The following is a 23,658-nucleotide window of genomic DNA, read 5'->3' as shown; positions in this document are numbered from 1 at the left end:
GCGATCTTGTCCTCGACGCCTTCAATGTGCGCGCCGAGCGCCGGGAGGACCGGGTCGGGGTCTGGGTGCGCCGGCCGGAAAAGGGCGACGGCGTCGAGGACAAGATCGCGGCCATCGGCATCCGGGTGCGGCGCTGGGTCAGCCTGCACGGCATCAGCCTCAACGTCGAACCGGACCTCTCGCACTTCTCCGGCATCGTGCCCTGCGGCGTGCGCGAGCACGGGGTCACGAGCCTTGCCGATCTCGGCCGCATCGTCAGCCTGCCGGAGGTGGACATGGCGCTCCGCGCGGCCTTCGAGCCGGTTTTCGGCGCGACCCGCGACGAGACCCCATAGAGCGGCGCGATCCTGATTTCGAAAAGGCGAGCCTTTTCGCGGGTCCAGGGCGGAGCCCTGGTGGAGAGCAATCGGGGCGCTGCCCCGAGCCCCCGCCAAAGGGATGATCCCTTTGGGAACCCGAGACTTTACGCGTCGGCGGTCGCGGCCGGCACCGCCGGAAGCGTGGTAGCGGGCGTCGCTCGGCGCAGCCGGAGCGCGGCGCGCAAAACCGGCAGAACGAGGCGGGCGAACCGGATCTGCCCAGGCAGCTGCCGGGGCATCAGCGGGCGATAGGCAAGGCGTGGGCTCGCCCGGTCGACGGCGGCGACGATCTCGCCGACCCGCGGCAGGGCGGCGATGCGGCGGGCCTCCGCCTCCGGGATGCCGAGGCGATGGGCCCAGGCGAGATCGCGGCCGAGCCGGCCCTCGGCGTGCAGCCGGCGCAGGCGCGCCCGCCACGCATAGCGGTGGAGCGCGCGGGGCACGGCCTCCATGCGCGCGTCGCACAGGGCGTCGGGCTCCTCGCAGCGGGAGCGGATCGTGTCGGCGACGCCCCCCGGCGCCCGGCCGGTGAGGCGGGCCGAGATCAGCACCAGCACCGCCCGGTCGTGACGCACGCGAAAGCCCTGCTCCAGCAGGGCGCCGACGAAGGCGCCGTCCTCGCCGAGGGGGATTTCCGGCATGCCGCCGACCTGGCGATAGGCGGGAAGCCGCACGCTCAGCGAGGCGCCGATGGTGGTGCGGTGGCAGGGCCAGGGATCGTGCGGATCGGGGTCGATGCGCGCCTCCATCTCGGTGATGAGCGCGTCGTAAGTGTCCTCCAGCCGGCCACGGGCGGGAAGCGAGGGCGGCAGCAGGGCCGCCTCTTCGGGGATCAGCTCGACCCGGCCGGCGACCGCGTCGGCCCCCGCCGCCAGGGCGGCGAGGTTGGCCGCGACCCAATCCGGCGGCACGACGCTGTCGGCATCCGTGGTCAGGATCGTGGCGGTTGCCGGCGAAGCCCCCTCCCCTTCGAGCCAGGCCACGGCCGCGTCCATCGCCGCCCGGCGCGCCCAACCCGCATGGGCCCCCGCATAGGTCCGCTCGATCACCCGGACCGGAATCGGCAACCCCGGCACGAGGCCGGCGACGATCTCCGCCGTGCCGTCGGTGCAGTTGTTGAGGAACAGCACGAGCCCGAGGCGCCCCGGCGCGAGGCCGGCCTGCCCGCCGATCGCCGTGAGGCAGCGGGCGATCCGCTCCGCCTCGTTGCGCACCGGGATGGCGATGATCGTATCGAGGCGGGCGGTCTCCCGGCTCGTCGGGTCGAGGGAAACGGGCGGCACGGACGGGCTCCGGAAAGGCCGAACAGGAAGGCGCCGGACGCGCCCTGGATGCCCCTCTAGGCCACGCTTGATGAACCGCGGCTGATGACCTCGCGCGGGATCTCGCGTGACGGAACGGGGCCGGCGGCCTCCGGTTTCCCGGGCCGTCACCCTCAGCCTGAAAGGAGCCCACCTTGTCGGTGCCCGGCAGCCTCAAGGACGTGTATCTCGACGCGATGAAGGATCTCTGGTCGGCCAACGACCAGATGACGCGGGCCGTGCAGCAGCTCAGCGATCAGGCCAGCGAGCCCAAGCCGAAGCAGAGGCTTCAGGATGCGGTCGGCGGCATCGGCCAGCATACCGCCATCCTCAAGAGCCTGATCGAGGAGAACGGCGGCACGACCTCTCCCGAGCCTTGCAAGGGAATGGATGGCCTCGTCACGGAGGCGCTCAAGCACGGCATCAAGGAGGCGCCGAGCGGCGGCCGCCTGCGCGACGTTCAGATCATCGCCCAGTATCAGCGGATGTCGCATTACGGGCTCGCCGGCTTCGGCGCGACGGCGGCCTATGCCAAGGCCCTCGGCAAGACCGACCAGGAAAGCAAGCTCAAGACCGCCGTCTCCGAGATCTACAAGGGCGACGACTTCGCCAGCCAGCCGGCGGGCGAGAGCGTCGCGCGCGCCGCGGCCTGACCGCTCTCCACTCCCCGCCCTGGCGCGACGCATCGGCGGCGCGCCGGCCATGTGCCGGTCGCCTGCCCTCGCCGCCTATTCCGCGGCCCGTCGCAGGGGAGCGGCGGCGACGGCCCTGGCCCGCCCGACCGCCACGTCGAGGGCTTCGCTCAGGGAGGTGACGAGCAGGTCGGCGGCGATGGCCCGGCGCAGGCGGCCCAGGGAGGCCGGGTCGCGCTCCCGCCAGAAGCCGACGAGGATCGTCACCCCCGGCACCGCCTTGCGGGCCCGGCGGATGGTGAGGCGGATCTGCGAGAGGCTGATCGGGTCGAGATAGGAGAAGCAGATCATCGCCGGCCGCTCCCCCTCGACCAGACTACCGCGCAGGCTCTCCGCCGTGGTCACCCGTGCGCCGAGCCCGTGGCGGGAGAGGGTCTGGGCCAGCATCATCGTCGCGGCCTCGTCGAAGGCGCCGCCGCTCGACACGCACAGGACCGGCGCCTCGCCGCGCCAGGCGGGCGCGAGATCGTCCCGGGCGAGCACGATGCCCGCCGCCTGCCGGTCCGGCCCGATGGCGGCGAAGGCGGCCTCGGCCTCGGCGCCCACCGGCTTGCGCGACCGCCTCAGGAGGCTCCGCATCCGCGCCTGCCCCAGCGCCTCCACCACCGCGCGGAAGTCTCCGCCGACCTCGGCCTGCCGGTCCCGGCCGAGGCTGCCCCGGGCCGCATCCTCCTGGGCGAGGCGCAGGCCCGCCAGCACGACCTCGTCGTAATAGGTGACGAGCGCCCGCTCCTTCAGGAACAGCCGGCCCTGCTCGATCGCCTCGGCCGGATCGCCCGCCAGCATCCGCTGGTAGAAGATCTCCTGGGGGCCGAGCGCGGGCCGGTCGCCGAGGAGCACGTCGAGGAACCACAGGCGCTCGACATGGCGCCCGAGCACCACGAGGCAGACGGTGAGCGGGGTGGCGAGGAGCAGGCCGATCGGCCCCCACAGGAAGGTCCAGATCGTCGCCGCCAGGATCACCGCCACCGGCGAGATGCCGGTCGAGTGCCCGTAGAGCAGCGGCTCGATCACGTGGCCGGCGATCGGCTCGACCACCACGAACAGGATCGCCACCTGGATCGCCATCGACCAGCCGGGATCGACGGCGACGGCGATGGCGAGCGGCAGCACCGCCGAGATCACCGCGCCGATATAGGGCACGAAGCGGGCGATGCCGGCGATGACGCCGAACAGGATCGGGCTCGGCACGCCGATGAACCAGAGGCCGACGCCGATGACGAGGCCGAAGGCGAGGTTGAGCACGAGCTGCGCGATGAAGAACCGGCTGAGCCGGGCGGTCGCGTCGTCGATGGCGGCGGTGGTGCGGCGCAGGTCGCTCGATCCCGCCAGCCGGATCGCCCGGTTCCGCAGATCCTCCCGCTGAAGCAGGATGAAGATCGTGAACAGGAGGATGAGGCCCAGCGTCGCCAGGGGATGCAGTACCCCGCCGGCCACGCTGCCCAGCGTCGTCAGCAGGCCGGAGCGGGGGGCGTGGATCTCCACCTGCATCGGCCGCTCCGCCGTGCCGAGGGGCGCATCGCTGCCATGGGCGGAATCGGCCTTGGCCGGCGGCTGCAGCTCCTTGCCGATCTCCTCGGCCATGTCGAAGAAGCCGGAGAAGGTGTCCGACAGGCCGCCGCGCTCGGCGGTCGCCGCGCGCAGGGCCGTGATCTTGTCGCGCAGGGTCAGGGAGTAGCGCGGCAGATCGGCGGCGAGCTGCGCCGCCTCGCGGGCGATCAGGCTGCCCACCGCCCCGAGCAGGCCGAAGGCGAGCACCACCACCAGCAGCACGGCCGCCGCCCGCGGCACGCGCAGGCGCCGCAGGGCGCGCACGGCGGGCACCAGGACGAAGCTCAGGAGGATGGCGAGCGCCACCGGCACGAGGATGTCGCGGCCGAAATAAAGCGCGCCGGCCAGCGTCACCACGAGCAGCAGCGAGGCGAGCGTCGTCACCACCGGCAGCGCTTGGCGCAGGAGCCGCGTGGTGACCGGATCGGTGGTCATGGCATCCTCATGATGGCGGACTCACAGGCGTCGAAAGGGATGCAAGGGGCCTTACTGCCGATCCCACCCATCCCCTCTCCTGAGATGAGCGCGGCAGCGGGCCTGGAAGGATCCTCCGGCCGGCCACGCGGGATCCGGGGAATCGTTCGAGGCCGCTTCGCGCGACCTCAGGACGAGGGAATGGCGGGACGACGACAGACGACCGGCGCCGGTCAGCTCCCCGAGCCGATCGCCGTGCTGATCTGGGTGAGCAGTTTCGGGAAATCGATCGGCTTCGGGTGGTAGTCGTCGCAGCCCGCCTGGATCGCCTTGTCGCGGTCCCCCGACATGGCATGGGCGGTGAGCGCGATGATCGGGATGGCGCGGGTATCGGCCGCGGCCTTCAGGGCGCGGGCGGTCGACCAGCCGTCGAGGATCGGCAGGTTCATGTCGAGCAGGATCACGTCGGGCTGGGCGGCGCGGGCCTGCTGCACGCCCGCCTCGCCGTCATGGGCGAGCACGACCTCGTAGCCCCGGCGCTTGAGCCGGCGTGACAGGAAGTCCCAGATCTCCTCGTGGTCTTCCACCAGCAGGATTTTACCCGACACGCCCGAACCCCTCTTCGCGCCGCACGCGCTTGCCGCACACAACGCGCGGAAAGCCCTGCGGTGGCATAGAATCCTGCGTGAACCTTGTCTTGTCAGGGCGCGGGCGGCGCGAGGAGAGGCTCGGGCGCCCTCACGCCGAGGCGGATTCCGCTCGGCCCCAGGAGCGCGTGCCGGGGCAAGGGGCTGACGCTGACGCCCGATTGCCACGCGGCCGGGAATGGCCCTAAGGGAGCCGTGGGCGCGATCAGACGGGGCGGCGCGGTGCAACCTGACGGGGCGGTGGACGGCGATCCGCGCGTCGCGGCGGTGCTGGCGCATCTCTCGCGGAGCGAAGCCCCGTTCTCCCTCGGGGATCACGGCGACCTCGCCGGGCTGGCCCTCGGGCGCGCGGCCCTGATCGGCCGGATCGATCCGCACGCTCCTCCGCCCTGGTGGATGCGGGACGCCGGCGGCCTGAACCTCGCACAAGCCGACCTCGCCGATGCCCGGCTGGAGGAGACCGACCTGTCCGGTGCCAATCTGCGGCAGGCCCGCCTCGCCGGGGCGCTTGCCCGCTCCGCCGGCTTCGAGGGCGCCTGCCTGGAGGAGGCGGATTTCGCCGGCGCCGATCTGAGCGGGGCGCGCTTCGCCGGGGTGGCCGGGGGCCAGGCCTCGTTCCGAGAGGCGATGCTGGAGGATGCCGACTTCTCCGGCGCGACCATGCGCTTCGCCCGGCTCGACAAGGCGCTCCTCGACGGTGCCCGCTTCGAGGGGGCCGACCTGTGGGGCACCGACTTCACGGGGGCGGATGCCGACGATTCCCTCTTCCGCCGGGCCCGGCTCGACGAAGCCAACCTCTCCGACTGCAACCTGACCGGGGCGGATTTCGAGGGCGCGAGCCTCAAGAAGGCACGCCTCGTCGGCGCGCGCCTGCGGGGGGCGAATTTCACCGGCGCCCGGCTCGACGGGGCGGATCTGTCGGAGGCCGACTTTTCCCGCACCAGCCTAGTGCGGCTCGATCTCACCGCGTGCAAGCTGCGTCACGCCCGCTTCGCCGGGGCATGGCTGGAAGGCGTGAGGCTCTCCGCCGAGCAGCTGGGCGGGGCGGTCGGCGAGGAGATCGCGGGTGATTACGAGGCGGCGCAGGCGAGCTATCTCGCCCTGGAGCGCAACCTTCAGAGCATCGGCAGCCACGAGGGCGCGAGTTGGGCCTACAAGCGCGGGCGCCGCATGGGCCGCCGCCATGCCGGCGTGCGGGCCCGCGAGGCTTTTTCCGGCCGCGACCTGCGGGGAACGCTGAGCTACGGCTATCGTTGGGTCGCCGACCGGTTCGTCGAGTGGCTGTGCGATTACGGCGAGAGCCTGTCGCGGATCGCACGGGCCTTCCTCATCGGCATCCTCCTGTTCGCGGCGGCCTACGGGGCGACGGGGGGGCTGTTCCACGAGGGCGAGCACACGCCGACCTACAATCCCCTCGACCTCGTGAGCTACAGCGCCCTCAACATGATGACCGCCAACCCGCCGGAGATCGGGGTGAAGCCGCTGGGCCGGGTCACCAACCTGCTGGTCGGGCTCCAGGGGGCTGCGGGGATCGTGCTGATGGGGCTGTTCGGCTTCGTCCTCGGCAACCGGCTGCGCCGCTGACTTGTGATTTCGCATCCGCTCGAAAGCCGGCCACAGCTCTCGGGGCGATTCCATGACGGGAGACATCACCGTGACCGTACGGGACGGGAAGGTGCCGGCCTCGGGGCCGACCATGGCCGATTTCCGCAACCTCGCCGACGCCCTGCCCCAGCTCGCCTGGATCGCGGAGGCCGACGGCAACATCGTCTGGTACAACCGGCGCTGGTACGACTATACCGGCACCACGCCTGCGGACATGGCCGATCACGGCTGGCGCAAGCTGCACCACCCCGACCATCTCGACCGCGTGGCGGAGCGCTTCTCCGCCTGCATCGCGGCGGGAGAGTCCTGGCAGGACACTTTCCCCTTGCGCGGCAGGGACGGACACTATCGCTGGTTCCTGTCCCTGGCCGAGCCGGTCCGCGACGCGGACGGACACGTCGTGCGCTGGTACGGCACCAACACCGACGTCACCGACACCCGCGCGGCGCAGGAGGCCTTGGGCCATTCCGAGCAGCGCTTCCGGGCGCTGGTGGACGCCTCGGCGGCCGTGATCTGGAACACGACCGCCGAGGGCGAGCTGATGCCGCCCCAGCCGCGCTGGGCCGCCTATACCGGCCAGGGCGAGGAGGCCTATCAGGGCTGGGGCTGGGTCGATGCGGTCCATCCCGACGACCGGGCCCGGGCGGCGGAGGTCTGGGCGGAATGCGTCGCGGCGGTGAAGGCCTACGAGGTCGAGTACCGCCTGCGCCGCCATGACGGGGTCTGGCGCGACATGGAGGTGCGCGGCGTGCCCGTGCTCGCCGAGGATGGCACCATCCGCGAATGGGTCGGGCTCAACATCGACATCACCGCCCGCAAGGAGGCCGAGGCCGAGATCGAGCGGGCACGGGCCGCCGCCGAGGCTGCCAACCTCGCCAAGAGCCAGTTCCTGGCCAATATGAGCCACGAGCTGCGCACGCCGCTCTCGGCGGTGATCGGCTATTCCGAGATGCTCGGCGAGGAGCTGGAGGATCTCGGCCAGGCCGAGCTGCTGCCGGACCTGCGCAAGATCGAGTCCTCCGCGCGCCACCTGCTCGGGCTCATCAACGACGTGCTCGACATCTCCAAGATCGAGGCCGGCCGCCTGACGCTCGCCGCCGAAGCCTTCACGGTGGCGGCCCTGATCGAGGACGTCACCGCCGCCACCCAGAGCCTGATCACGAAGAAGCGCAACCGCTTCCGCCTCGACCTCGATGCCGATCTCGGATCGATGCATCAGGACCAGCTGAAGCTGCGCCAGTCGCTGATCAACCTGATCGGCAACGCCGCCAAGTTCTCCGAGGACGGCGACATCGCCCTCACCGTGCGGCGCTTCCGCGAGAACGGGGCCGACTGGCTCAGCTTCGCCGTGTCCGATACCGGCATCGGGCTCACCGACGAGCAGATGGGCCGGCTGTTCGAGCGCTTCTCCCAGGCCGACGAATCGACCACCCGCCAGTTCGGCGGCACCGGGCTCGGCCTCGCCATCACCCGCGCCTTCATCGAGCGGATGGGCGGCGCGATCTCGGTCGCGAGCACCTATGGCCAGGGCGCGACCTTCACGATCCGCCTGCCTGCGGAACTCGCGGTGCACGAGGAGGAGATCGAGGCCGAGAGCGTCGCCAGCCGCGTCCACGAGATCACCGAGGGCGAGGGGCACCTGCACGACGTGGTGCTGCTCGTCGACGACGACCCGGCCGCCCGCGACCTGCTCCAGCGCTTCCTGGAGCGGGAAGGCTTCCGCGTGCGCACCGCCAACGACGGCAGGGCCGGATTGACGCTGGCGCGGGCGCTCAGGCCCCGGGCGATCCTGCTCGACATCGAGATGCCGCGGATGGACGGCTGGGCGGTGCTGCACGCGATCCGCACCGATCCCGAGATCGCCGACACGCCGGTCATCATCACCAGCGTCGTCAACGAGTTCAGCCTCGCCCACGTGCTCGGCGCCACCGATTACATGGTCAAGCCGATCGATTGGGGGGCGCTCAAGGAGGCGATGGAGCGCTACCGCCCGGTGGACCGCGAGGGCAGCGTGCTGGTGGTGGACGACGACGAGGACGCCCGCGAGCGCGTGCGCCGCACCCTCCAGCGCGACGGCTGGCAGGTGCGGGAGGCCGAAAACGGCGCCGCCGCCCTGGAGAGCCTGGACCACGCCCGCCCGAGCCTGATCCTGCTCGACCTGATGATGCCGGTGATGGACGGCTTCGCCTTCCTGCGCGCCCTGCGCGGGCGCCCGGACGGCGGCAGCATCCCCGTGGTGGTGCTCACCGCCAAGGAGATCACGCCCGAGGAGAGGGAGAGCCTCGGCCGGCAGGCCGACCGGCTGATCATCAAGGGCACGATGAGCCTGTCCGAGATCGGCCGGCAATTGCGCGACCTCTATGCCGCGCCGGACGAGGCGCCCCTGCCCGAGCCGATGCAGGGGTTGATCGAGAAGCTGCCGTAGGGCGGCTTCGATCGGGCGGGCGGATCAGAAGCCGCCCGCCTGGTCGAAATCGAGATAGGCGGTCTCGATCACGATCTGTGTGCGGCTGATGACTTCGAGCTTGCGCAGGATCTCGGAGACATGGGCCTTCACCGTCGAGTCGCCGACCTGCAATTCGTGGGCGATCTGCTTGTTGAGCTTGCCCTGGCGGATCATGGCGAGCACCCGCATCTGCTGCGGCGTCAGGCGGGCCACCCGCTCGGCGACGGGAGCCTTGTCGGCGCTCCGCGCCGGGACCGGGGCCGGCGCGAGATCCGGCGGCATGAACAGGGCACCGCCGAGCACCTCGGAGATCGCCCGGGTCAGGGTCGCCTTGTCGACCGCCTTGGGCACGAAGCCCGCCGCGCCGTGGCGCACGGCCTCCTGCATAATGCGCGGCTCGGTGAGCCCCGACACGATCAGGATCGGCACCCGGGGGAAGCGGGCGCGGATCGTGTCGAGCCCGTCGAAACCCGTCACCCCCTGCATCGACAAGTCGAGCAGGGTCAGGTCGATGGCGGGGTTCTGCCCGAGGATGTCGCAGGCCGCGCGGATGCCGTCCGCCTCGTGCAGCTCGGCCTTCGGGAAAGCCAGGGCGATGGCGCTCGCCAGCGCCTCGCGGAAGAGCGGATGATCGTCGACGACGAGGAGACGCAGGACGGTCTCGCCCCCCAGGGGGGCCGCGCTCCCGGCGGCGCGGTCGAAGTCCGATGCTGCGGTGGCCGTCATCGCGATCATGCCTTCCGGTGAGCCGGCAACCCCGGTGCGGCTCCCTTTACAGCCCGTCTTACCGCATTTCGGCGGCCGCTTCTGTCCGACCTTTGGTTACCCCGCACGGCCCCGCCGCCGGTCACGGACCGTCGAGCACGAGTTGGCGCCGGCCGGGGCGATGGCCCTCCGATCCCGTCTCCCGGAAGCCGAGCCTGTGCAGCAGCCCCCAGGAGGCGACGTTGCCGGGGCGGCATTCGGCCATGATCGCCCGGCGCGGGAAGCGGCCGCGCAGCAGGCCGAGGATGGCCGAGACCGCCTCGGCGCCGAAACCCTGCCCGCGGGCGCCGCCACCGATCCAATAGCCGATCTCGACCGCTCCCTCCCCGCGCAGATGCGTGCCGACGACGCCGATCAGGGGGCAGGCACCCTCGCGGGTCCAAGCGCCGAGGAAACGGTCGCGCCCGTGCCGGGCGGAGCCGATCAGGGCCTCGGCATCCGCCAGGGTGAAGGGGCTCGGCAGGAAATCGACAGCACCGGTGATGGCGGGATCGTCGGTGAGATCCCGCAGCGCCCGTGCATCCCCGGCGGTGAGCGGCGCGATCGACAGGCGCGCGGTCTCGAGACCCGGCAGGTCGCTGAGGCTGTCACGGCGGGCGCGGCGGAAAAGCATGCTCTCGCGGATGTGGTGTCGCGCGCTGGAGAGACAAAGACGTCCGGCGAAGCGGGTTTAATCCCACCCGCGCGCGAAAAAACACGCCTCGCAAAACTGCCCCCGACCCGGCATGCCAGTCCCGCGGGCCAGCTCGGCGAACCATCGCAGCGGGCGCCGGTTGCCCCGCCAGGAGACCGCGATGACCGATACGCGTGACGACACCCGGTACGAGCCCCAGGCCCCGCTGTCCGTGGCGGCGCGCAGCGCCTGCCCGCGCTGCGGCCGGGGCCACCTGTTCAAGGGCTTCCTGAACATCGCGCCCCGTTGCGACGTGTGCGGGCTCGACTATTCCTTCGCCGACCCGGCCGACGGCCCGGCCTTCTTCGTGATGATGACCACGGCCATCCCCGCGGTCGCCTTCGGCCTGTGGCTGGAACTGACCTACGATCCGCCGGTCTGGCTCCATTTCGTCCTGACCCTGCCGGTGGTGCTGATCACCTGCACCCTCCCCTTGCGCTTCTTCAAGGGATGGCTGGTGGCGAGCCAATACGTCCATCGGGCCGCGGAGGGGCGGATCGCCCGCTCCGCCCCTCCGCCGGCCCGGGCGACCGAGCCGGACGCCCCCGGCAGCCGCTGAAGCGGACACGAAAAAGCCCGCCCCGTGTGACCGGGGCGGGCTCTGACTTTTCGGCCGGTGCGGGCTGTCTCAGTGCGCGGCCGGCGCCGTGACGGCCGGTTGGAGCACCATCTCGGTGAACGGGTAGACGTAGGCCTGGAGCATCACGAGACCGCCGATGAGGCAGGCCAGCACGATCGAGTGCCAGAACACGAAGCGCAGGATCTTGCTCTCCTGGCCGAAATACCCCGTCGCGGTCGAGGCCACGACGATCGACTGGGCGTCGATCATCTTGCCCATCACGCCGCCCGAGGAATTGGCCGAGGCCATCAGCACGCCCGACAGGCCGAGCTGCTCCGAGGTGATGCGCTGCAAGCCGCCGAACAGCACGTTGGAGGCGGTGTCGGAGCCGGTGAGCGCGACGCCGAGCCAGCCCAGCAGCGTACCGAAGAACGGGTAGAGGATGCCGGTGCCGGCGAAGGCGAGGCCGAGCGTGGCGTCGACGCCGGCGTAGCGGGTGAGCACGCCGAGCGCGAGCATCGCCGCGATGGTGATGAGCGAGTAGCGCAGCACCCAGATCGTCTCGAAGTAGGCGGTGACGAGGCGCACCGGCGAGAACCGCATGATCAGGCCGGAGAGGATTGCGGCGAACAGCACGCCCGTGCCGGTGTAGGACATGTAGGTGAAGGCGAAGACCGCCGCTTCTGCCTTCGGCGCGGCCTCGACCGGGGGCACCTTCATGATCATGTTGTGCAGGCCCGGCACCTCGTACTTCCAGGTGAAGAGCGGGTTCACGATTCCCTTGAACCAGCCGGTGCCCCAGATCGCCACGATCACCGAGAGGATGATCCACGGCAGCCAGGCCATGACGATCTCGCGCGACGAGGCGGTGCGGCCGCCGACATGGACCTTCGGCAGATCGCCGGGCACGCCCGCGCCGAGGGAGGCCGGACGCGGCTCGCCGTAGCCGACGGACGGATCGTGGCCGCGCAGGGCCGGCGAGCTCCAGATCTGCGCCGGCCGCCACACCTTCAGGAAGGCGACGAGGGCGGCCATCGAGACCAGTGAGGCGCCGATATCGACGATCCAGGGATTGACGTAGTTCGAGATCAGGAACTGGGCGAGCGCGAAGGCGACGCCGCAGACGGCGATCGGCGGCCAGATCGCGATCATGCCGCGGAAGCCGGCGAACACCCAGATCAGCCAGAACGGTACGAGCACCGAGAAGAACGGCAGCTGGCGGCCGATCATCGCACCGAGGATGTAGGGATCGTAGCCCGTCACCGAAGCCAGTCCCTGGATCGGCGCGCCGAGGGCGCCGTAGGCCACGGGGGCGGTGTTGGCGATCAGCGACAGGCCCGAGGCGGCCAGCGGCGAGAAGCCCAAGCCGATCAGGATGGCGCCGGTCACCGCCACCGGGGTGCCGAAGCCGCCCGCCCCCTCGAAGAAGGCGCCGAAGGCGAAGGCGACCAGCAGGAGCTGGATGCGGCGATCCTCGGTGATGCCCGCCACCGATTGCTGAAGCGTGGCGAACCAGCCCTTCTCCACCGTCAGGCGGTAGAGGAAGATGACGTTGAGGATGATCCAGCCGATCGGGAACATGCCCGTGACCATGCCGAGGATCGTCGCGCGGGTGGCGAGGCCGGTCGGCATGCCGAAGGCGACGGTCGCCACGAGGAAGGCGATGACGAGGGCGAGAATGGCGGCGATATGCGCCTTGACCTTGCCGCTCGCGATCATCCCGAGCAGGGCGATGACCGGCAGCGAGGCCATGAAGGTCGAGAGCCACTGGTTCCCGAACGGATCGTAGACCTGATTCCAGGGTTGCACGGGCGTTGCCCTCCTCGGATGTCCCGATCTTCTGCCGGGACCTTCTGGCAGAGGGTGCTAGCAGAGGGGCCAAGCCCGCTCAACGCAGGGCATCATGTATTCAATCCATCCATCGACAGATGTTCGCCCGGTGAAGCTTTTGCGCACCGAGCGCGGGCTGGAGAAGCATCGAATGATTTGCCGAATCGGTGTGTCGGGGCGGTGGTTTGGCCGCCCGCATCGCTCCGGGAACGATCTTACGCACTCGCCCGCGCCCCGCGCCACAGCCGCCACAGGCGGCGCCAGCGGGGAATCTCGATCTGGCTGTTGAGCGGGTCGTAGCCGGGCCGCTCCATCGCCGCGAGATAGGGCTCGACCAGGGTGAGCGGCAGGAAGGCGGGCCGGGCCGCGGGCGCGATGGTGGCGCGGGCGGCCTCGCAGGAGGCGAGGTGGCGCCGGGCCAGGGCCCGCAGCTCGGCGCAGGTCCGGATCAGTCCCGGCCCACCGCGGCCCGAGACGATGTCCTCGCGGGTGACGCCGTTCTGCCGCAGCAGGTCGCCGGGCAGGTAGACCTGCCCCTGGCGTGCGTGCCAGGGCAGGGCCCGCAGCAGGCCGGTGATGCCGTAGGCCACGCCGGCATGGCCCGCCGCGGCCGCGCCGCCGGGCTCGGCCCCATCCGCCAGCACCAGCGCCGAAAGACGGATCAGCGAGGAAGCGGTCTCGCCGCAATAGCCCTCCAGATCGTTCACCCGGGGCATCGGGTCGTCGTAGAGGTCGAAGACGCGGGCATCGATCAGGTCGACGAAGGGTTGGCGCCCGAGGCGCCGCGTGACGATGGCATCGTCCAGGGCCGCCGCCACCGGGTTCGCCCGCACGTCGCCCCGCGCCTCGCCCTGGAGCGCGTCCCGCCACCATTGCAGCCGGATCTCTCCCGCCATCGGGTTGGAGGCCGCCTCGCGGACACGGGCGATGGTCAGGCTGAAGGCGATGAGCGCGAAGAGGTGGGGACGGAAGGCGGCGGGCGCGAACAGGGCCGCGAAGTAGCGGTCCGGATCGCCCTCGCGCGCGAGTTCCTCGCAATGCCGGAAGGCGAAGGCGAGGCCGCCATCGCCGATCTCCGGGCTCGTCTCGCTTCGGGTCTCGGGGCGCGTCATGGAGCGGGGCTCATGCGGCGGGGAGAAAGATTTCGGTACATCGCCCCGAAGGCCGGTGGCCACCTTTCGGGACGATGTAGGCGTCTCGGTTTGCGCATCGTCCTCTCCCGAAAGCCGGTGGCCACCTTTCGGGACGATGCGTCAGGGAACGGCGATCAGGGCGGCGGCGACCTTGCGGTTTTCGGCCATCAGGATGTTGTAGGTGCGCGCCGCCGCCCCCGTCTGCATGGCATCGAGGCCGATGCCCGCGGCCTTGAGGCGCTGGCGCAGGGGATCGGGCAGGAACACGATGTCGGCGCCCGTGCCGACGAGGAGCAGCTCGATGCCCTCGGCCTCGGCCAGGACCGGAGCGAGGCTACGCCCGTCGATGCCGGCCGCCTCCGTCACCTCCCAGGCGCGCACGCCGGAGGGCAGCAGCAGGATCGAGCCGCGATGGGACATCTGCCCGAAGCGGAAGCCGCCATTGCCGTAGGCATCGATCCCGTGGCGGCCGGGCAGGAAGCCGTCATGGATCTGCCCGGGCACGGTCTGCTTCGGAAGGCGGCCCTCGCTCATGCCGGACCTACTCGGCCGCCTGGGGCAGGCCGGCCTCGCGCTGCGACGCCTTCGTGCCCGACAGACGCAGGCCGATATAGATCAGCGCGGGCGTCGAGACGAAGATCGCCGAATAGGTACAGATCACCACGCCGCACAGCATCACCACGGCGAAGCCCTTGATCGCCTCGCCGCCGAACAGCACCAGCGCGACCAGCGACAGGGTGGTGGAGAGCGAGGTCATCACCGTGCGCGACATGGTGGAGTTGATCGAGAGGTTGAGCAGCTCGACCACGGGAATCGTCTTGTAGCGGCGCATCAGCTCGCGGGTCCGGTCGAACACCACCACCGTCTCGTTGAGCGAGTAGCCGACGATGGTCAGGATCGCGGCGATCGAGGTCATGTTGAACTCGATGCGGGTAATGATGAACACGCCGACCGTCAGCACGATGTCGTGCAGGGTGCCGACGATGGCGCCGAGCGCCAGTTCGCGCTCGAAGCGGAACCAGAGGTAGAGCAGCACCGCCAGCACCGAGAGCACGACGCCGATGGTGCCGGATTGCACCAGTTCGCCGGAGACGCGCGGCCCCACCGTCTCGGTGCGCCGGAAATCGTAAGCAGCGTCGAAGGCGGCGTGCGCCTTCTGCATCACGGCGGTCTGGCCCTGCTCACCGGCCTGGAGCGGGAAGCGCACCAGCACCTGCCCCTCGCCGCCGAGTTCCTGCACCTCGGTCTCGCCGAAGCCGAAGCCGTTGGCGGTGTGACGGATTTCGGCAACGTCCGCCGTGTGGCCCGGCTTGGCCTGCAACTCGACCAGGGTGCCGCCCTTGAAGTCGATGCCGAAATTGAGCCCGACGGTAAGGAACAGCACCACGGTCGCGACCGACATCACCGCCGAGAGCGGGAAGGTGACGTGCCGGAACCGCATGAAGTCGAAATGCGATTCGTCGGGCCAGAGGCGGAGCAGGCGCATGGTCGGTCTCGGATCATGAAGGCCGGCACGCGGGCCGTGAGCCTTACGAAGCGGTATCGCGGCCCGCTTCGCGCGGGCCGTCTCGTCCCCGAACGGGGGTCGTCAGAACGGCAGGGCCTTGGGCCTGAACCAATTGTACCACACCGCGATCATCATGCGCGTCAGGGTCACGGCGGTGATGACGGTGGTGAGGATGCCGAGGATGAACACCACGGCGAAGCCCTTCACCGGGCCCGAGCCCATGAAGAACAGCAGCAGCGCGGCGATCGCCATGGTCGAGTTCGAGTCGATGATGGTGGCGAAGGCGCGGTCGAACCCGGCCTGGAGCGCCGAGACCAGGGAGCGGCCGGAGCGGGATTCCTCGCGCATGCGCTCGTAGATCAGCACGTTCGAGTCGACCGCCGTGCCGATGGTGAGCACGATGCCGGCGATGCCCGGCAGCGTCATCGTCGCCTCCAGCACCGACATCAGGCCGAGGATCAGGCCGACATGGACGATCAGCGCGATGTTGGCGATGAAGCCGAAGGTGCCGTAGGTCGCGAACATGAAGGCGATGACGAGGGCGCCGGCGACCAGGGTCGCGAGCTTGCCGGCCTCGATCGAGTCGCGGCCGAGGCCGGGGCCGACCACGCGGCGCTCGACCACGGTGAGCTTGGCCGGCAGCGCGCCCGCCCGCAGCAGGATCGAGAGGTCGTTGGCGTCCTTGACGGTGAAGTTGCCGGTGATCTGGCCCGAGCCGCCGGTGATCGCCGAGCGGATCACGGGCGCCGACTGGATCACGTTGTCGAGCACGATCGCCATGCGACGGCCGACATTCTCCGAGGTCGCCTGACCGAAGCGCTGGGCCCCGCGCAGGTTGAACTTGAAGCTCACCATCGGCTCGTGGGTCTGCGGATCGAAGGCGGGCTGGGCGTCGGTGAGGTCGCTGCCATCGGCCATGATCCGGCGCTCGACCGGGACCTTGGCGCCGCCCTCGTCCTTCGAGGGCAGCAGATCGACGTCACCGGAGGGCGAATCCGCCAGCATCCGGAATTCGAGCTTGGCGGTCTTGCCGAGCTGGTCCTCCAGCTCCTGCGGATTCTGCAGGCCCGGCACCTGCACGAGGATGCGGTCGGAGCCCTGCTGCTGGATCGACGGCTCCTTGGTGCCGCCGAAATCGATGCGGCGGCGGATCACCTCGATCGCCTGGGTCACGGCGCGGCGGGTGCGCTCGTTGACGCCGGCATCGGTCAGGGTGAGCTGGATCGTGCCGCTCTCGGACTCGTTGATCGCGAGGGTCTGGCCACCGCCCCCGGCGAGGGGATTGTTGATCGGCTGGGCGAGTTCGCGCAGCTTCGGCATCACCTTGGCGCGGGCGGCCGCATCGGGGATGCGCAGCTCGACACCGCGATTGACGACCCGGATGCCGCCTTCGGGGGAGACGGCGGCCTCGCGCAGGACGCGGCGCACGTCGTCGCGCAAGCCCGTCACCATCGAGCGGACGAGGTCGGGCTGGTCGATCTCGAGCAGGATCTGCGAGCCGCCCTGGAGGTCGAGGCCGAGCACGATGGCCCGCTGCGGGATGACCCAGCTCGGGAACCAGGACGGCAGGGAGGCCATGAAGGCCTTGCGGCTGTCGGCCGGGACGAAGCTCGGCACCGCGAGGCTGAGGCCGATCAGGATGACGGCGAGCGTCGCGACGATCTTGGTTCTCGTGAAGCGCAGCATCCGCCCGGTTCCGACTTTTTGTCATTGGCGCCGGCCCCGTCGAGACCGGCACTTCGAATGAGGCGCCTCAGGATGCCTTGACCGGCCCGCCCTTGACGCGGACCTCGGAGATCATCGAGCGCACCACCTTCACCCGCACGTTCGGGGCGATCTCGACCTCAACCTCGGAGGCATCGTCCGCGACCTTGACGACCCGGCCGACGAGGCCGCCATTGGTCACGATCGTGTCCTCCCGGCGCAGGTTCTTGACCATGCTCTGGTGATCCTTGAGCCGGCGCTGCTGCGGGCGCAGGATCAGGAAGTACATGATCACGAAGATCAGGACGAAGGGGACGAATTGCAACGCGACATCCGCGCCGCTACCGGCACCGGCTCCTTGCGCGAAGGCGGGGGTGATCAACGCAGACACTCCTGATCGAGGGCAGAGGACCCGAACATGGGACCCGGATACGGGCCCCGAACGGCCCGGCGACGCCGGGGCCTTACGACGACAGTCCTGCCGAAAAGCGCGCGGACTATAGCGAGGGGCGATTCGAAAGCAACGGCGGGACGATGCATCCGGGCTGCCGAGGCCGAGGTTCCCCTCTCCCCGGCCCTCGGCCTAAATGCGCCGGCGCCCGCCAGGGCGACCGCCCTCCCCTGACACCGGACATGAGCCCATGGCCTCCGAGCCGACGCCCGCCGACCTCCTGCCGCTCCTCGAGCGGATCGCCGCAGCCCTGGAGCGGGCGGCGCCCCCCGCAACCCCGAAGGTCGACACGAGCGGAGCCGACGCTTTCCTGTGGGGGCCGGAGCGCCGGCTGATCCCGGTGCCGCGGGTCAACCGGGTCGAGATCGGCATCCTCACCGGCATCGACCGCGCCCGGGACACCCTGGTGGAGAACACCGAACGCTTCGCCCGCGGCCTGCCGGCCAACAACGCGCTGCTGTGGGGCGCCCGCGGCATGGGCAAGTCGTCGCTGGTCAAGGCGGCCCATGCCGAGATCAACGCCCGCCGGCCCGAGGGCACCCTGCCGATGAAGCTCGTCGAGATCCACCGGGAGGACATCGAGGCGCTGCCGGAGCTGATGAGCCTGCTGCGCAACGATCCCCATCGCTGGCTGGTCTTCTGCGACGACCTCTCGTTCGACGCCAACGACACCTCCTACAAGTCGCTGAAGACCGCCCTCGACGGCGGCATCGAGGGGCGGCCGGGCAACGTCCTGTTCTACGCCACCTCGAACCGGCGCCACCTGCTCGCCCGCGAGATGGTCGAGAACGAGCGTTCCACCGCGATCAATCCCGGCGAGGCGGTGGAGGAGAAGGTCTCGCTGTCCGACCGCTTCGGCCTCTGGCTCGGCTTCCACAAATGCAGCCAGGACGAATATCTCGCGATGATCCGCGCCTATGTGGAGCGCTACCGCCTCCAGGCGGAGCCGGACCGGGTGCGGGCCGAGGCGCTCGAATGGGCCACCACCCGCGGCTCGCGCTCGGGCCGCACCGCCTTCCAATTCATCCAGGATCTGGCGGGGCGGCTCGGGCAGCGCCTGGACGATTAGTCTTTCGATTCTCCCGCCTCGCCACGACGGAGGCCACGGCGGCCGAACGAGAAAGGGCGGCCCCTCGCGGGACCGCCCTTCGTCTCTCTCTTTCCAAAAGCTCAGTTGGCGAGGTGCGGCATCGGATCGACCGGGGTCGCGCCCTTGCGGATCTCGAAGTGGAGCTGCGGCGAGGTGACGTTGCCGGTCGCGCCGGACTTGGCGATGGTCTGGCCGCGCTTCACCTTCTCGCCGGGGCGCACGTCCAGCTCGCCGTTATGGGCGTAGGCCGAGACGTAGCCGTTGTTGTGCCGCACCAGGACCAGCTTGCCGTAGCCCTTCACGTCGGAGCCGGCATAGGCCACGGTGCCGTCCTCGGCGGCCTTGACCGGCGTGCCCTCGGGCACGGCGATGTTGATGCCCTCGTTGCCGGAGGAGCCGTAGGCGTTGATGATGCGGCCCTTGGCCGGCCAGCGGAACGACTCGGTCGTCGGCTGCGGAGCGGCGGCGGGAATCGGCGCGGAGGCGTCGGCGCTCGCGACCTTCACCGGGGCGGCGGGGGCCGCCTCCTTGGCCGGGGCCTTGGCGGCTTCCTTGCTCTCCTTGGCGGCGGCCTTCGCGGCCGCTTCCGCGGCGCGGGCCTCGGCGAGCTTCTTGGCGGCCTCCGCCTTGGCCTGCTTGGCATCGGCCTCGGCCTTGCGGGCGGCCTCCGCCTTCGCGGCTTCCTTGGCCGCGACCTTCGGATCCGGCTTCGCCTCGACCTTGGCCTCGGCCTTGGCGACCTTGTCCTCGGTGGTCTTCTGGCCCGGGCGCGGATGCTTCTTGGCCTCGGCGACCTTCTTGGCTTCTGCCGCCTTCTCGGCCGCCTTGGCCTCGGCCAGCTTTTTGGAATGGGCCGCCTTCTCGGCCGCCGCCTTCTCCGCTGCCTTGGCCTCGGCGATCTTGGCGGCGGCAGCCTGCCGCTCGGCCTCGCGCCGGGCCTCGGTCGCCTTCGCGGCGGCGGCCTCGGCGGCGCGCTTCTCCGCCGCCTTGTCGACGGGCTTGCCGAACTGAATCTTGGGCTGCGGCGCCGGGGCGGAGGCGCGCGGCGTCATCGCGCGTCCCGCATCCGGGTTCATGCCGGCCACGCTGCCACCGGCCGGCGCGATGCTCGCCACGCGGGTCGCGGCCGGACTCGGCGCCGGGGCGGCGGCCATCGGGCGGCTCGACATGGCCGGGCCGGGCGCGGGCAGCGCCTGCGACTGGATGCGCGGGGTGCGGATCGCCGGCGCGGGAGCCACGTCACCCTCGGGCGCCTCCTCCGGCAGGCTGCCGGTGGCGGAGGGCTCACCCGCCAGGGAGGCGAACGGATTGGTGAAGGGATCGCCGAGGCGCGAAGCGTCCGACGAGCAGGCGGCGGTGCCGCCGCCGATCATTCCGATGAGGGCGAAGCGCGACAGCGTCCTCAAGCCCAGAACAGTCCCCCGAACCCGCATCGACGCACCCGTTTGAACACTGACGCAACGTGATTGCGCCATTCAAACGGGATTCAGGTTAAGCATCCGTTCCCGAGATGCGCTCAGCTGTCGGTTTCACGCGGGATCCGTAAAGGTTGAGAGATTTCCACCTGCGGCGCGGATCATCCGCCACCGCCGGACAACGCTCCGCGCTCAGACCCGCGACACCGCCTCGTCGGCCTGACCGGACGACCGGGCGAGGGCGCGCCCCGGGGTCAGCGGGCCGAGCCGCAGGGCCGCCCCCTCCGTCCGGGTGAACAGGGCGCCGCCGTCGCGGGTGATCGTCACGAGCCGGCTGCCCCGCCCGGTCCACAGGCCCGCCACCAGCCGCCCGCCGGGCTTGAGCGCGGCGGGAAGATGCGGCGGCAAAGCCTCGACGCTGCCGTTGACGAGGATGCGGTCGAACACCCCTCCCCGCACGGCCTCCGCCGACAACCCGTCGGCCACTTCGACGGTGGCGTCGTCGAGATCGCGCCCGAGCTGGGCCCGCGCGGCGCGGGCGAGCCCCTCGTAGCGCTCGAAGCTGCGGATATGGGCCGCCCCCAGCCGCACCAGCAGGGCGGTGACGTAGCCGGTGCCGGTGCCGACCTCCAGCACCCGCGCGCCCGGCATCATGGCGAGGGCGCCCAGCATCGCCGCGACCACGCTCGGCGCGGTCATGGTCTGGCCGCTGGCGAGCGGCAGGCCGATATCCCGCCGCGCCAGGGCCTGCAGGGCCGGGGGCGCGAATCGCTCCCGGGGCACCTGCTCCATCGCCCGCAGCACGGCGGTGTCGCGCACGCCCCGCTCCCGCAGGGCGAGCACGAAGGCGGCGTTGCCGGTCGCCTCCGCCAGCATGGCCGGATCGTCCGCCTCAGGCGGCATGATCGCGCCGGGCGGCCCCGCTCACGCCTCGAACGCTTTCTCGAAGGCCTTGGCGAACCGGGTCAGTTCCGGTTCGTCGGTGAGGTCGAGCCGCAGGGGCGTCACCGAGATGCGGTTGTCGGCGATCGCCTTCAGGTCCGAGCCGTTGCCGGGCTCGAATCGGGCCTTGGCGAAGGCGAGCCAGAAATAAGGGTTGCCGCGCCCGTCGTGGCGGGCATCGATCTGCAACAGCGCCTGGTTGCGCTGCCCCTGCGCCGAGACCGCCACGCCCTTCACCTCACCCGGCTCGCAATCGGGGAAGTTCACGTTGATGAGGATGCCGGGCTCGATCCCGATCTCGAGGATCTTCCGGATCACCTGCGGCCCGTGCTCGGCGGCGCAGGCCCATTTCAGGCTGCCGCGCCCGCCCGCCCCGTAGGCCTGGCTCAGCGCGATCGAGCGCACGCCGAGGATCGTGCCCTCCATCGCTCCGGCGATGGTGCCGGAATAGGTCACGTCCTCGGCGACGTTCTGGCCGCGATTGACCCCGGACAGCACCAGATCCGGCTTGTGGTCCTTGAGGATGTGGGCCACCCCCATGATCACGCAATCGGAGGGCGTGCCCTTCACCGCGAAGCGCTTCTCGGCGACCTGCCGCAGGCGCAGGGGATCGTTCAGCGAGAGCGAGTGCGAGACGCCCGACTGGTCGGATTCGGGCGCGACCACCCAGACGTCGTCGCTGAGCGCCCGGGCGATGCCCTCCAGCGTCTCCAGGCCCGGCGCGTGGATGCCGTCGTCGTTGGTGACCAGGATGCGCATCAGGTGTTCGGTCCCTCGATCCGGTTCAGGCCGCCCATGTAGGGCTGGAGCACCGACGGGATCGTGACGCTGCCGTCGGGGTTCTGGTAGTTTTCCATCACGGCGATCAGCGCGCGGCCGACCGCGACGCCGGAGCCGTTGAGGGTATGGACGAAATTGACCGCCCTGCCCTCCCTGGCGCGGTAGCGCGCGTTCATCCGCCGCGCCTGGAAGTCGCCGCAGACCGAGCAGGACGAGATCTCGCGGTAGGTCTGCTGGCCCGGCACCCAGACCTCGATGTCGTAGGTCTTCTGCGACGCGAAGCCCATGTCGCCGGTGCAGAGCGTCATGACCCGGTAGGTCAGGTCGAGCTTCTTCAGCACCGCCTCGGCGCAGGCGAGCATCCGCTCATGCTCCTCCGCCGATTTCTCCGGCGCGGTGATCGAGACCAGCTCGACCTTGTTGAACTGGTGCTGGCGCAGCATGCCGCGGGTGTCGCGTCCCGCCGCCCCGGCCTCGGCGCGGAAGCAGGGGGTGAGCGCGGTGAAGCGTAAGGGAAGCTCGTCCTCCGCCAGGATGTTCTCGCGCACGAGGTTGGTGAGGGGAACTTCCGCCGTGGGAATCAGCCAGAAGCCGTCGCCGGCAGCGAACTGATCGTCGCGGAACTTCGGCAACTGCGCCGTGCCGAACATCGCCTCGTCGCGCACGAGGACCGGCGGCACCACCTCGGTGTAGCCGTGCTCGGTGGTGTGCAGGTCGAGCATGAACTGGCCGAGCGCCCGCTCGAGCCGGGCGAGCTGCCCCTTGAGCACCACGAAGCGCGAGCCGGAGAGCTTGGCCGCCGCCTCGAAATCCATCAGGCCGATGGCTTCCCCCAGCTCGAAATGCTGGCGGCCCTGCGCCAGACGCTCGCGGGACGCGTCGAACCGGCGGTACTCGACATTGCCGTGCTCGTCGGCCCCGGGGGGCACCTCCTCCTTCGGCCGGTTCGGGATCGCGGCGAGGCGCTCGTCGAGGATCCGGGCGGCCTCCGTCTGCGCGGCTTCCAGGGCCGGCGCCTCCTCCTTGAGGCGGGCGACCTCGGCCATCAATTCCGTGGCCCGGGCCTCGTCCTTCGCCTTCTTGGCGGCGCCGATCTCCTTGGAGAGGGCGTTGCGCCGCTCCTGCGCCGCCTGCGCCGCCGAGACGGCGCCCTTGCGCGCATCGTCGAGGGCGATCAGCTCGGCGCTCAGCGGGGCGAGGCCGCGGCGCTCCAGATCGCGGTCGAAGGCCTCCGGGTTCTCGCGGATGGCGCGGATGTCGTGCATGGGGGAACTCGTGGAAAGCTCTGAGGCGCGCGAGGGCCCCGCTTTGCCGCATCGTCCCCGGCATCACAAGAGCGGCGGCCGCCGATCGTCCCGCGAGGGGCCGCCCTTCCCTCCCCCGCCGACGCGCCACCGGATCGGCGATCGGAGGATCGAAATCACCGGGACGAACAGGCAACACATCTCCCGAAACACCCCGCTGCCACGCCTTGCACGTGCCCGCGACCGGCATCATATCTCTGACATCCCAGCATTTTTCCGCGCATCCTGCACGGACCTGCCGCGTTCCGGGCCAAACCTGGGCGTTCCTGAGAACTCTCTATGAGAAATATAAGTGTAGGGCCCGCTTGAATTGCGCCCAACAGATCGCCTATATCAAGGGCGTCGAACACGAGGGGCCGGATGAACGAAGCGGCCGTCGCCTCCGTTCGAGGTGGGCCGGTCGGAAGACCGACCTTCGTTTTCAACGATGTTACAGGAGACACGCCATGAAGTGGTCTGCCCCGGTCGTCGCCGAGATCTGCGTCGGCAT

21 protein-coding genes are annotated in these 23,658 nt (G+C 70.5%); 6 read left to right on the top strand and 15 right to left on the bottom strand.

Features of this window, described 5'->3' with window-relative positions:
• Window positions 1-335: lipoyl protein ligase domain-containing protein (locus MZTS_RS03835; protein ID WP_425492731.1), on the top strand; the 335-nt coding region annotated here is incomplete at its 5' end.
• A 128-nt stretch (window positions 336-463) separates the two neighbouring features.
• On the opposite strand, the gene MZTS_RS03830 is transcribed toward MZTS_RS03835, so the two are convergent.
• Window positions 464-1,642 carry a glycosyltransferase gene (locus tag MZTS_RS03830; protein WP_192281754.1) on the bottom strand — a complete coding sequence of 393 codons (1,179 nt, stop codon included), beginning with the start codon at window positions 1,640-1,642 and terminating at the stop codon, window positions 464-466.
• Between the two features lie 173 nt (window positions 1,643-1,815).
• On the opposite strand from MZTS_RS03830, the gene MZTS_RS03825 reads away from it, so the two are divergent.
• On the top strand, window positions 1,816-2,313 hold the full coding sequence (locus tag MZTS_RS03825; protein ID WP_192281751.1) for a DUF892 family protein: 498 nt from the start codon (window positions 1,816-1,818) through the stop codon (window positions 2,311-2,313).
• Between the two features lie 75 nt (window positions 2,314-2,388).
• Here the strand turns inward: MZTS_RS03825 and MZTS_RS03820 are convergent, their stop codons facing one another.
• Entirely contained in the window at window positions 2,389-4,338 is a 1,950-nt protein-coding gene (locus MZTS_RS03820; RefSeq protein ID WP_192281748.1) for an AI-2E family transporter, read from the bottom strand.
• Window positions 4,339-4,550: 212 nt separating this feature from the next.
• Entirely contained in the window at window positions 4,551-4,925 is a 375-nt protein-coding gene (locus MZTS_RS03815) for a response regulator (protein ID WP_009862029.1), read from the bottom strand.
• Between the two features lie 234 nt (window positions 4,926-5,159).
• Between MZTS_RS03815 and MZTS_RS03810 the strand changes: the two genes are divergently transcribed.
• Together MZTS_RS03810 and MZTS_RS03805 are read left to right on the top strand one after the other, a co-directional pair.
• Window positions 5,160-6,548, top strand: coding sequence for a pentapeptide repeat-containing protein (locus MZTS_RS03810; protein ID WP_378738768.1), 1,389 nt, complete (start codon window positions 5,160-5,162; stop codon window positions 6,546-6,548).
• 52 nt (window positions 6,549-6,600) lie between these two features.
• Window positions 6,601-8,994, top strand: coding sequence for a hybrid sensor histidine kinase/response regulator (locus tag MZTS_RS03805; RefSeq protein WP_192281745.1), 2,394 nt, complete (start codon window positions 6,601-6,603; stop codon window positions 8,992-8,994).
• Window positions 8,995-9,018: 24 nt separating this feature from the next.
• Here the strand turns inward: MZTS_RS03805 and MZTS_RS03800 are convergent, their stop codons facing one another.
• On the bottom strand, window positions 9,019-9,750 hold the full coding sequence (locus tag MZTS_RS03800) for a response regulator (RefSeq protein WP_009865336.1): 732 nt from the start codon (window positions 9,748-9,750) through the stop codon (window positions 9,019-9,021).
• A gap of 112 nt (window positions 9,751-9,862) precedes the next feature.
• Window positions 9,863-10,393: a GNAT family N-acetyltransferase gene (locus tag MZTS_RS03795; protein ID WP_192281743.1), complete on the bottom strand. Its 531-nt coding sequence runs from the start codon at window positions 10,391-10,393 to the stop codon at window positions 9,863-9,865.
• A gap of 181 nt (window positions 10,394-10,574) precedes the next feature.
• Between MZTS_RS03795 and MZTS_RS03790 the strand changes: the two genes are divergently transcribed.
• Window positions 10,575-11,012 (top strand): DUF983 domain-containing protein, encoded by a 438-nt coding sequence (locus MZTS_RS03790; protein WP_192281740.1) that lies wholly within the window; start codon window positions 10,575-10,577, stop codon window positions 11,010-11,012.
• Window positions 11,013-11,081: 69 nt separating this feature from the next.
• On the opposite strand, the gene MZTS_RS03785 is transcribed toward MZTS_RS03790, so the two are convergent.
• From MZTS_RS03785 to yajC, 6 genes are all read right to left on the bottom strand, one after another.
• Window positions 11,082-12,821: a lactate permease LctP family transporter gene (locus MZTS_RS03785; protein ID WP_192281737.1), complete on the bottom strand. Its 1,740-nt coding sequence runs from the start codon at window positions 12,819-12,821 to the stop codon at window positions 11,082-11,084.
• Between the two features lie 236 nt (window positions 12,822-13,057).
• A complete protein-coding gene (locus MZTS_RS03780) occupies window positions 13,058-13,954 on the bottom strand; it encodes a phytoene/squalene synthase family protein (RefSeq protein ID WP_009866577.1) in 897 nt (298 codons plus the stop codon).
• 141 nt (window positions 13,955-14,095) lie between these two features.
• The gene (locus MZTS_RS03775) at window positions 14,096-14,509 is read right to left on the bottom strand and encodes an Mth938-like domain-containing protein (RefSeq protein ID WP_009866578.1); all 414 of its coding nucleotides are present in this window, start codon (window positions 14,507-14,509) and stop codon (window positions 14,096-14,098) included.
• A gap of 7 nt (window positions 14,510-14,516) precedes the next feature.
• Window positions 14,517-15,461, bottom strand: a complete 945-nt coding sequence (gene secF / locus MZTS_RS03770) for a protein translocase subunit SecF (protein ID WP_192281735.1) — start codon at window positions 15,459-15,461, stop codon at window positions 14,517-14,519.
• Between the two features lie 102 nt (window positions 15,462-15,563).
• A complete protein-coding gene (gene secD, locus MZTS_RS03765; RefSeq protein ID WP_192281733.1) occupies window positions 15,564-17,168 on the bottom strand; it encodes a protein translocase subunit SecD in 1,605 nt (534 codons plus the stop codon).
• 67 nt (window positions 17,169-17,235) lie between these two features.
• Window positions 17,236-17,568: a preprotein translocase subunit YajC gene (gene yajC, locus MZTS_RS03760; protein ID WP_009866676.1), complete on the bottom strand. Its 333-nt coding sequence runs from the start codon at window positions 17,566-17,568 to the stop codon at window positions 17,236-17,238.
• Window positions 17,569-17,827: 259 nt separating this feature from the next.
• Here yajC and MZTS_RS03755 point away from each other — a divergent pair, with 259 nt between their 5' ends.
• Window positions 17,828-18,706, top strand: coding sequence for an ATP-binding protein (locus tag MZTS_RS03755; RefSeq protein WP_009866675.1), 879 nt, complete (start codon window positions 17,828-17,830; stop codon window positions 18,704-18,706).
• A gap of 101 nt (window positions 18,707-18,807) precedes the next feature.
• Here the strand turns inward: MZTS_RS03755 and MZTS_RS03750 are convergent, their stop codons facing one another.
• From MZTS_RS03750 to serS, 4 genes are all read right to left on the bottom strand, one after another.
• On the bottom strand, window positions 18,808-20,160 hold the full coding sequence (locus tag MZTS_RS03750; protein ID WP_192281731.1) for a murein hydrolase activator EnvC family protein: 1,353 nt from the start codon (window positions 20,158-20,160) through the stop codon (window positions 18,808-18,810).
• 174 nt (window positions 20,161-20,334) lie between these two features.
• A complete protein-coding gene (locus MZTS_RS03745) occupies window positions 20,335-21,045 on the bottom strand; it encodes a protein-L-isoaspartate O-methyltransferase family protein (protein WP_192281729.1) in 711 nt (236 codons plus the stop codon).
• Between the two features lie 21 nt (window positions 21,046-21,066).
• Window positions 21,067-21,843: a 5'/3'-nucleotidase SurE gene (gene surE / locus MZTS_RS03740; RefSeq protein WP_192281727.1), complete on the bottom strand. Its 777-nt coding sequence runs from the start codon at window positions 21,841-21,843 to the stop codon at window positions 21,067-21,069.
• On the bottom strand, window positions 21,843-23,129 hold the full coding sequence (gene serS / locus MZTS_RS03735; protein ID WP_192281725.1) for a serine--tRNA ligase: 1,287 nt from the start codon (window positions 23,127-23,129) through the stop codon (window positions 21,843-21,845). Before serS ends, surE begins: the two co-directional genes overlap by 1 nt.
• Window positions 23,130-23,658 lie beyond the last annotated feature (529 nt).

The organism is Methylorubrum zatmanii, assembly GCF_014845115.1.
Lineage (GTDB): Bacteria > Pseudomonadota > Alphaproteobacteria > Rhizobiales > Beijerinckiaceae > Methylobacterium > Methylobacterium zatmanii.
This window is presented reverse-complemented; position numbering and strand designations above follow the sequence as displayed.

What these genes read in the sequence shown, in the direction of transcription:
- MZTS_RS03820 (WP_192281748.1), bottom strand. Translation starts at nt 4,338, where the DNA reads ATGACCACCGATCCGGTCACCACGCGGCTCCTGCGCCAAGCGCTGCCG.
- MZTS_RS03805 (WP_192281745.1), top strand. Translation starts at nt 6,601, where the DNA reads ATGACGGGAGACATCACCGTGACCGTACGGGACGGGAAGGTGCCGGCC.
- MZTS_RS03800 (WP_009865336.1), bottom strand. Translation starts at nt 9,750, where the DNA reads ATGATCGCGATGACGGCCACCGCAGCATCGGACTTCGACCGCGCCGCC.
- MZTS_RS03795 (WP_192281743.1), bottom strand. Translation starts at nt 10,393, where the DNA reads ATGCTTTTCCGCCGCGCCCGCCGTGACAGCCTCAGCGACCTGCCGGGT.
- MZTS_RS03790 (WP_192281740.1), top strand. Translation starts at nt 10,575, where the DNA reads ATGACCGATACGCGTGACGACACCCGGTACGAGCCCCAGGCCCCGCTG.
- MZTS_RS03780 (WP_009866577.1), bottom strand. Translation starts at nt 13,954, where the DNA reads ATGACGCGCCCCGAGACCCGAAGCGAGACGAGCCCGGAGATCGGCGAT.
- MZTS_RS03775 (WP_009866578.1), bottom strand. Translation starts at nt 14,509, where the DNA reads ATGAGCGAGGGCCGCCTTCCGAAGCAGACCGTGCCCGGGCAGATCCAT.
- secF (WP_192281735.1), bottom strand. Translation starts at nt 15,461, where the DNA reads ATGCGCCTGCTCCGCCTCTGGCCCGACGAATCGCATTTCGACTTCATG.
- secD (WP_192281733.1), bottom strand. Translation starts at nt 17,168, where the DNA reads ATGCTGCGCTTCACGAGAACCAAGATCGTCGCGACGCTCGCCGTCATC.
- MZTS_RS03755 (WP_009866675.1), top strand. Translation starts at nt 17,828, where the DNA reads ATGGCCTCCGAGCCGACGCCCGCCGACCTCCTGCCGCTCCTCGAGCGG.
- MZTS_RS03750 (WP_192281731.1), bottom strand. Translation starts at nt 20,160, where the DNA reads ATGCGGGTTCGGGGGACTGTTCTGGGCTTGAGGACGCTGTCGCGCTTC.
- MZTS_RS03745 (WP_192281729.1), bottom strand. Translation starts at nt 21,045, where the DNA reads ATGCCGCCTGAGGCGGACGATCCGGCCATGCTGGCGGAGGCGACCGGC.
- surE (WP_192281727.1), bottom strand. Translation starts at nt 21,843, where the DNA reads ATGCGCATCCTGGTCACCAACGACGACGGCATCCACGCGCCGGGCCTG.
- serS (WP_192281725.1), bottom strand. Translation starts at nt 23,129, where the DNA reads ATGCACGACATCCGCGCCATCCGCGAGAACCCGGAGGCCTTCGACCGC.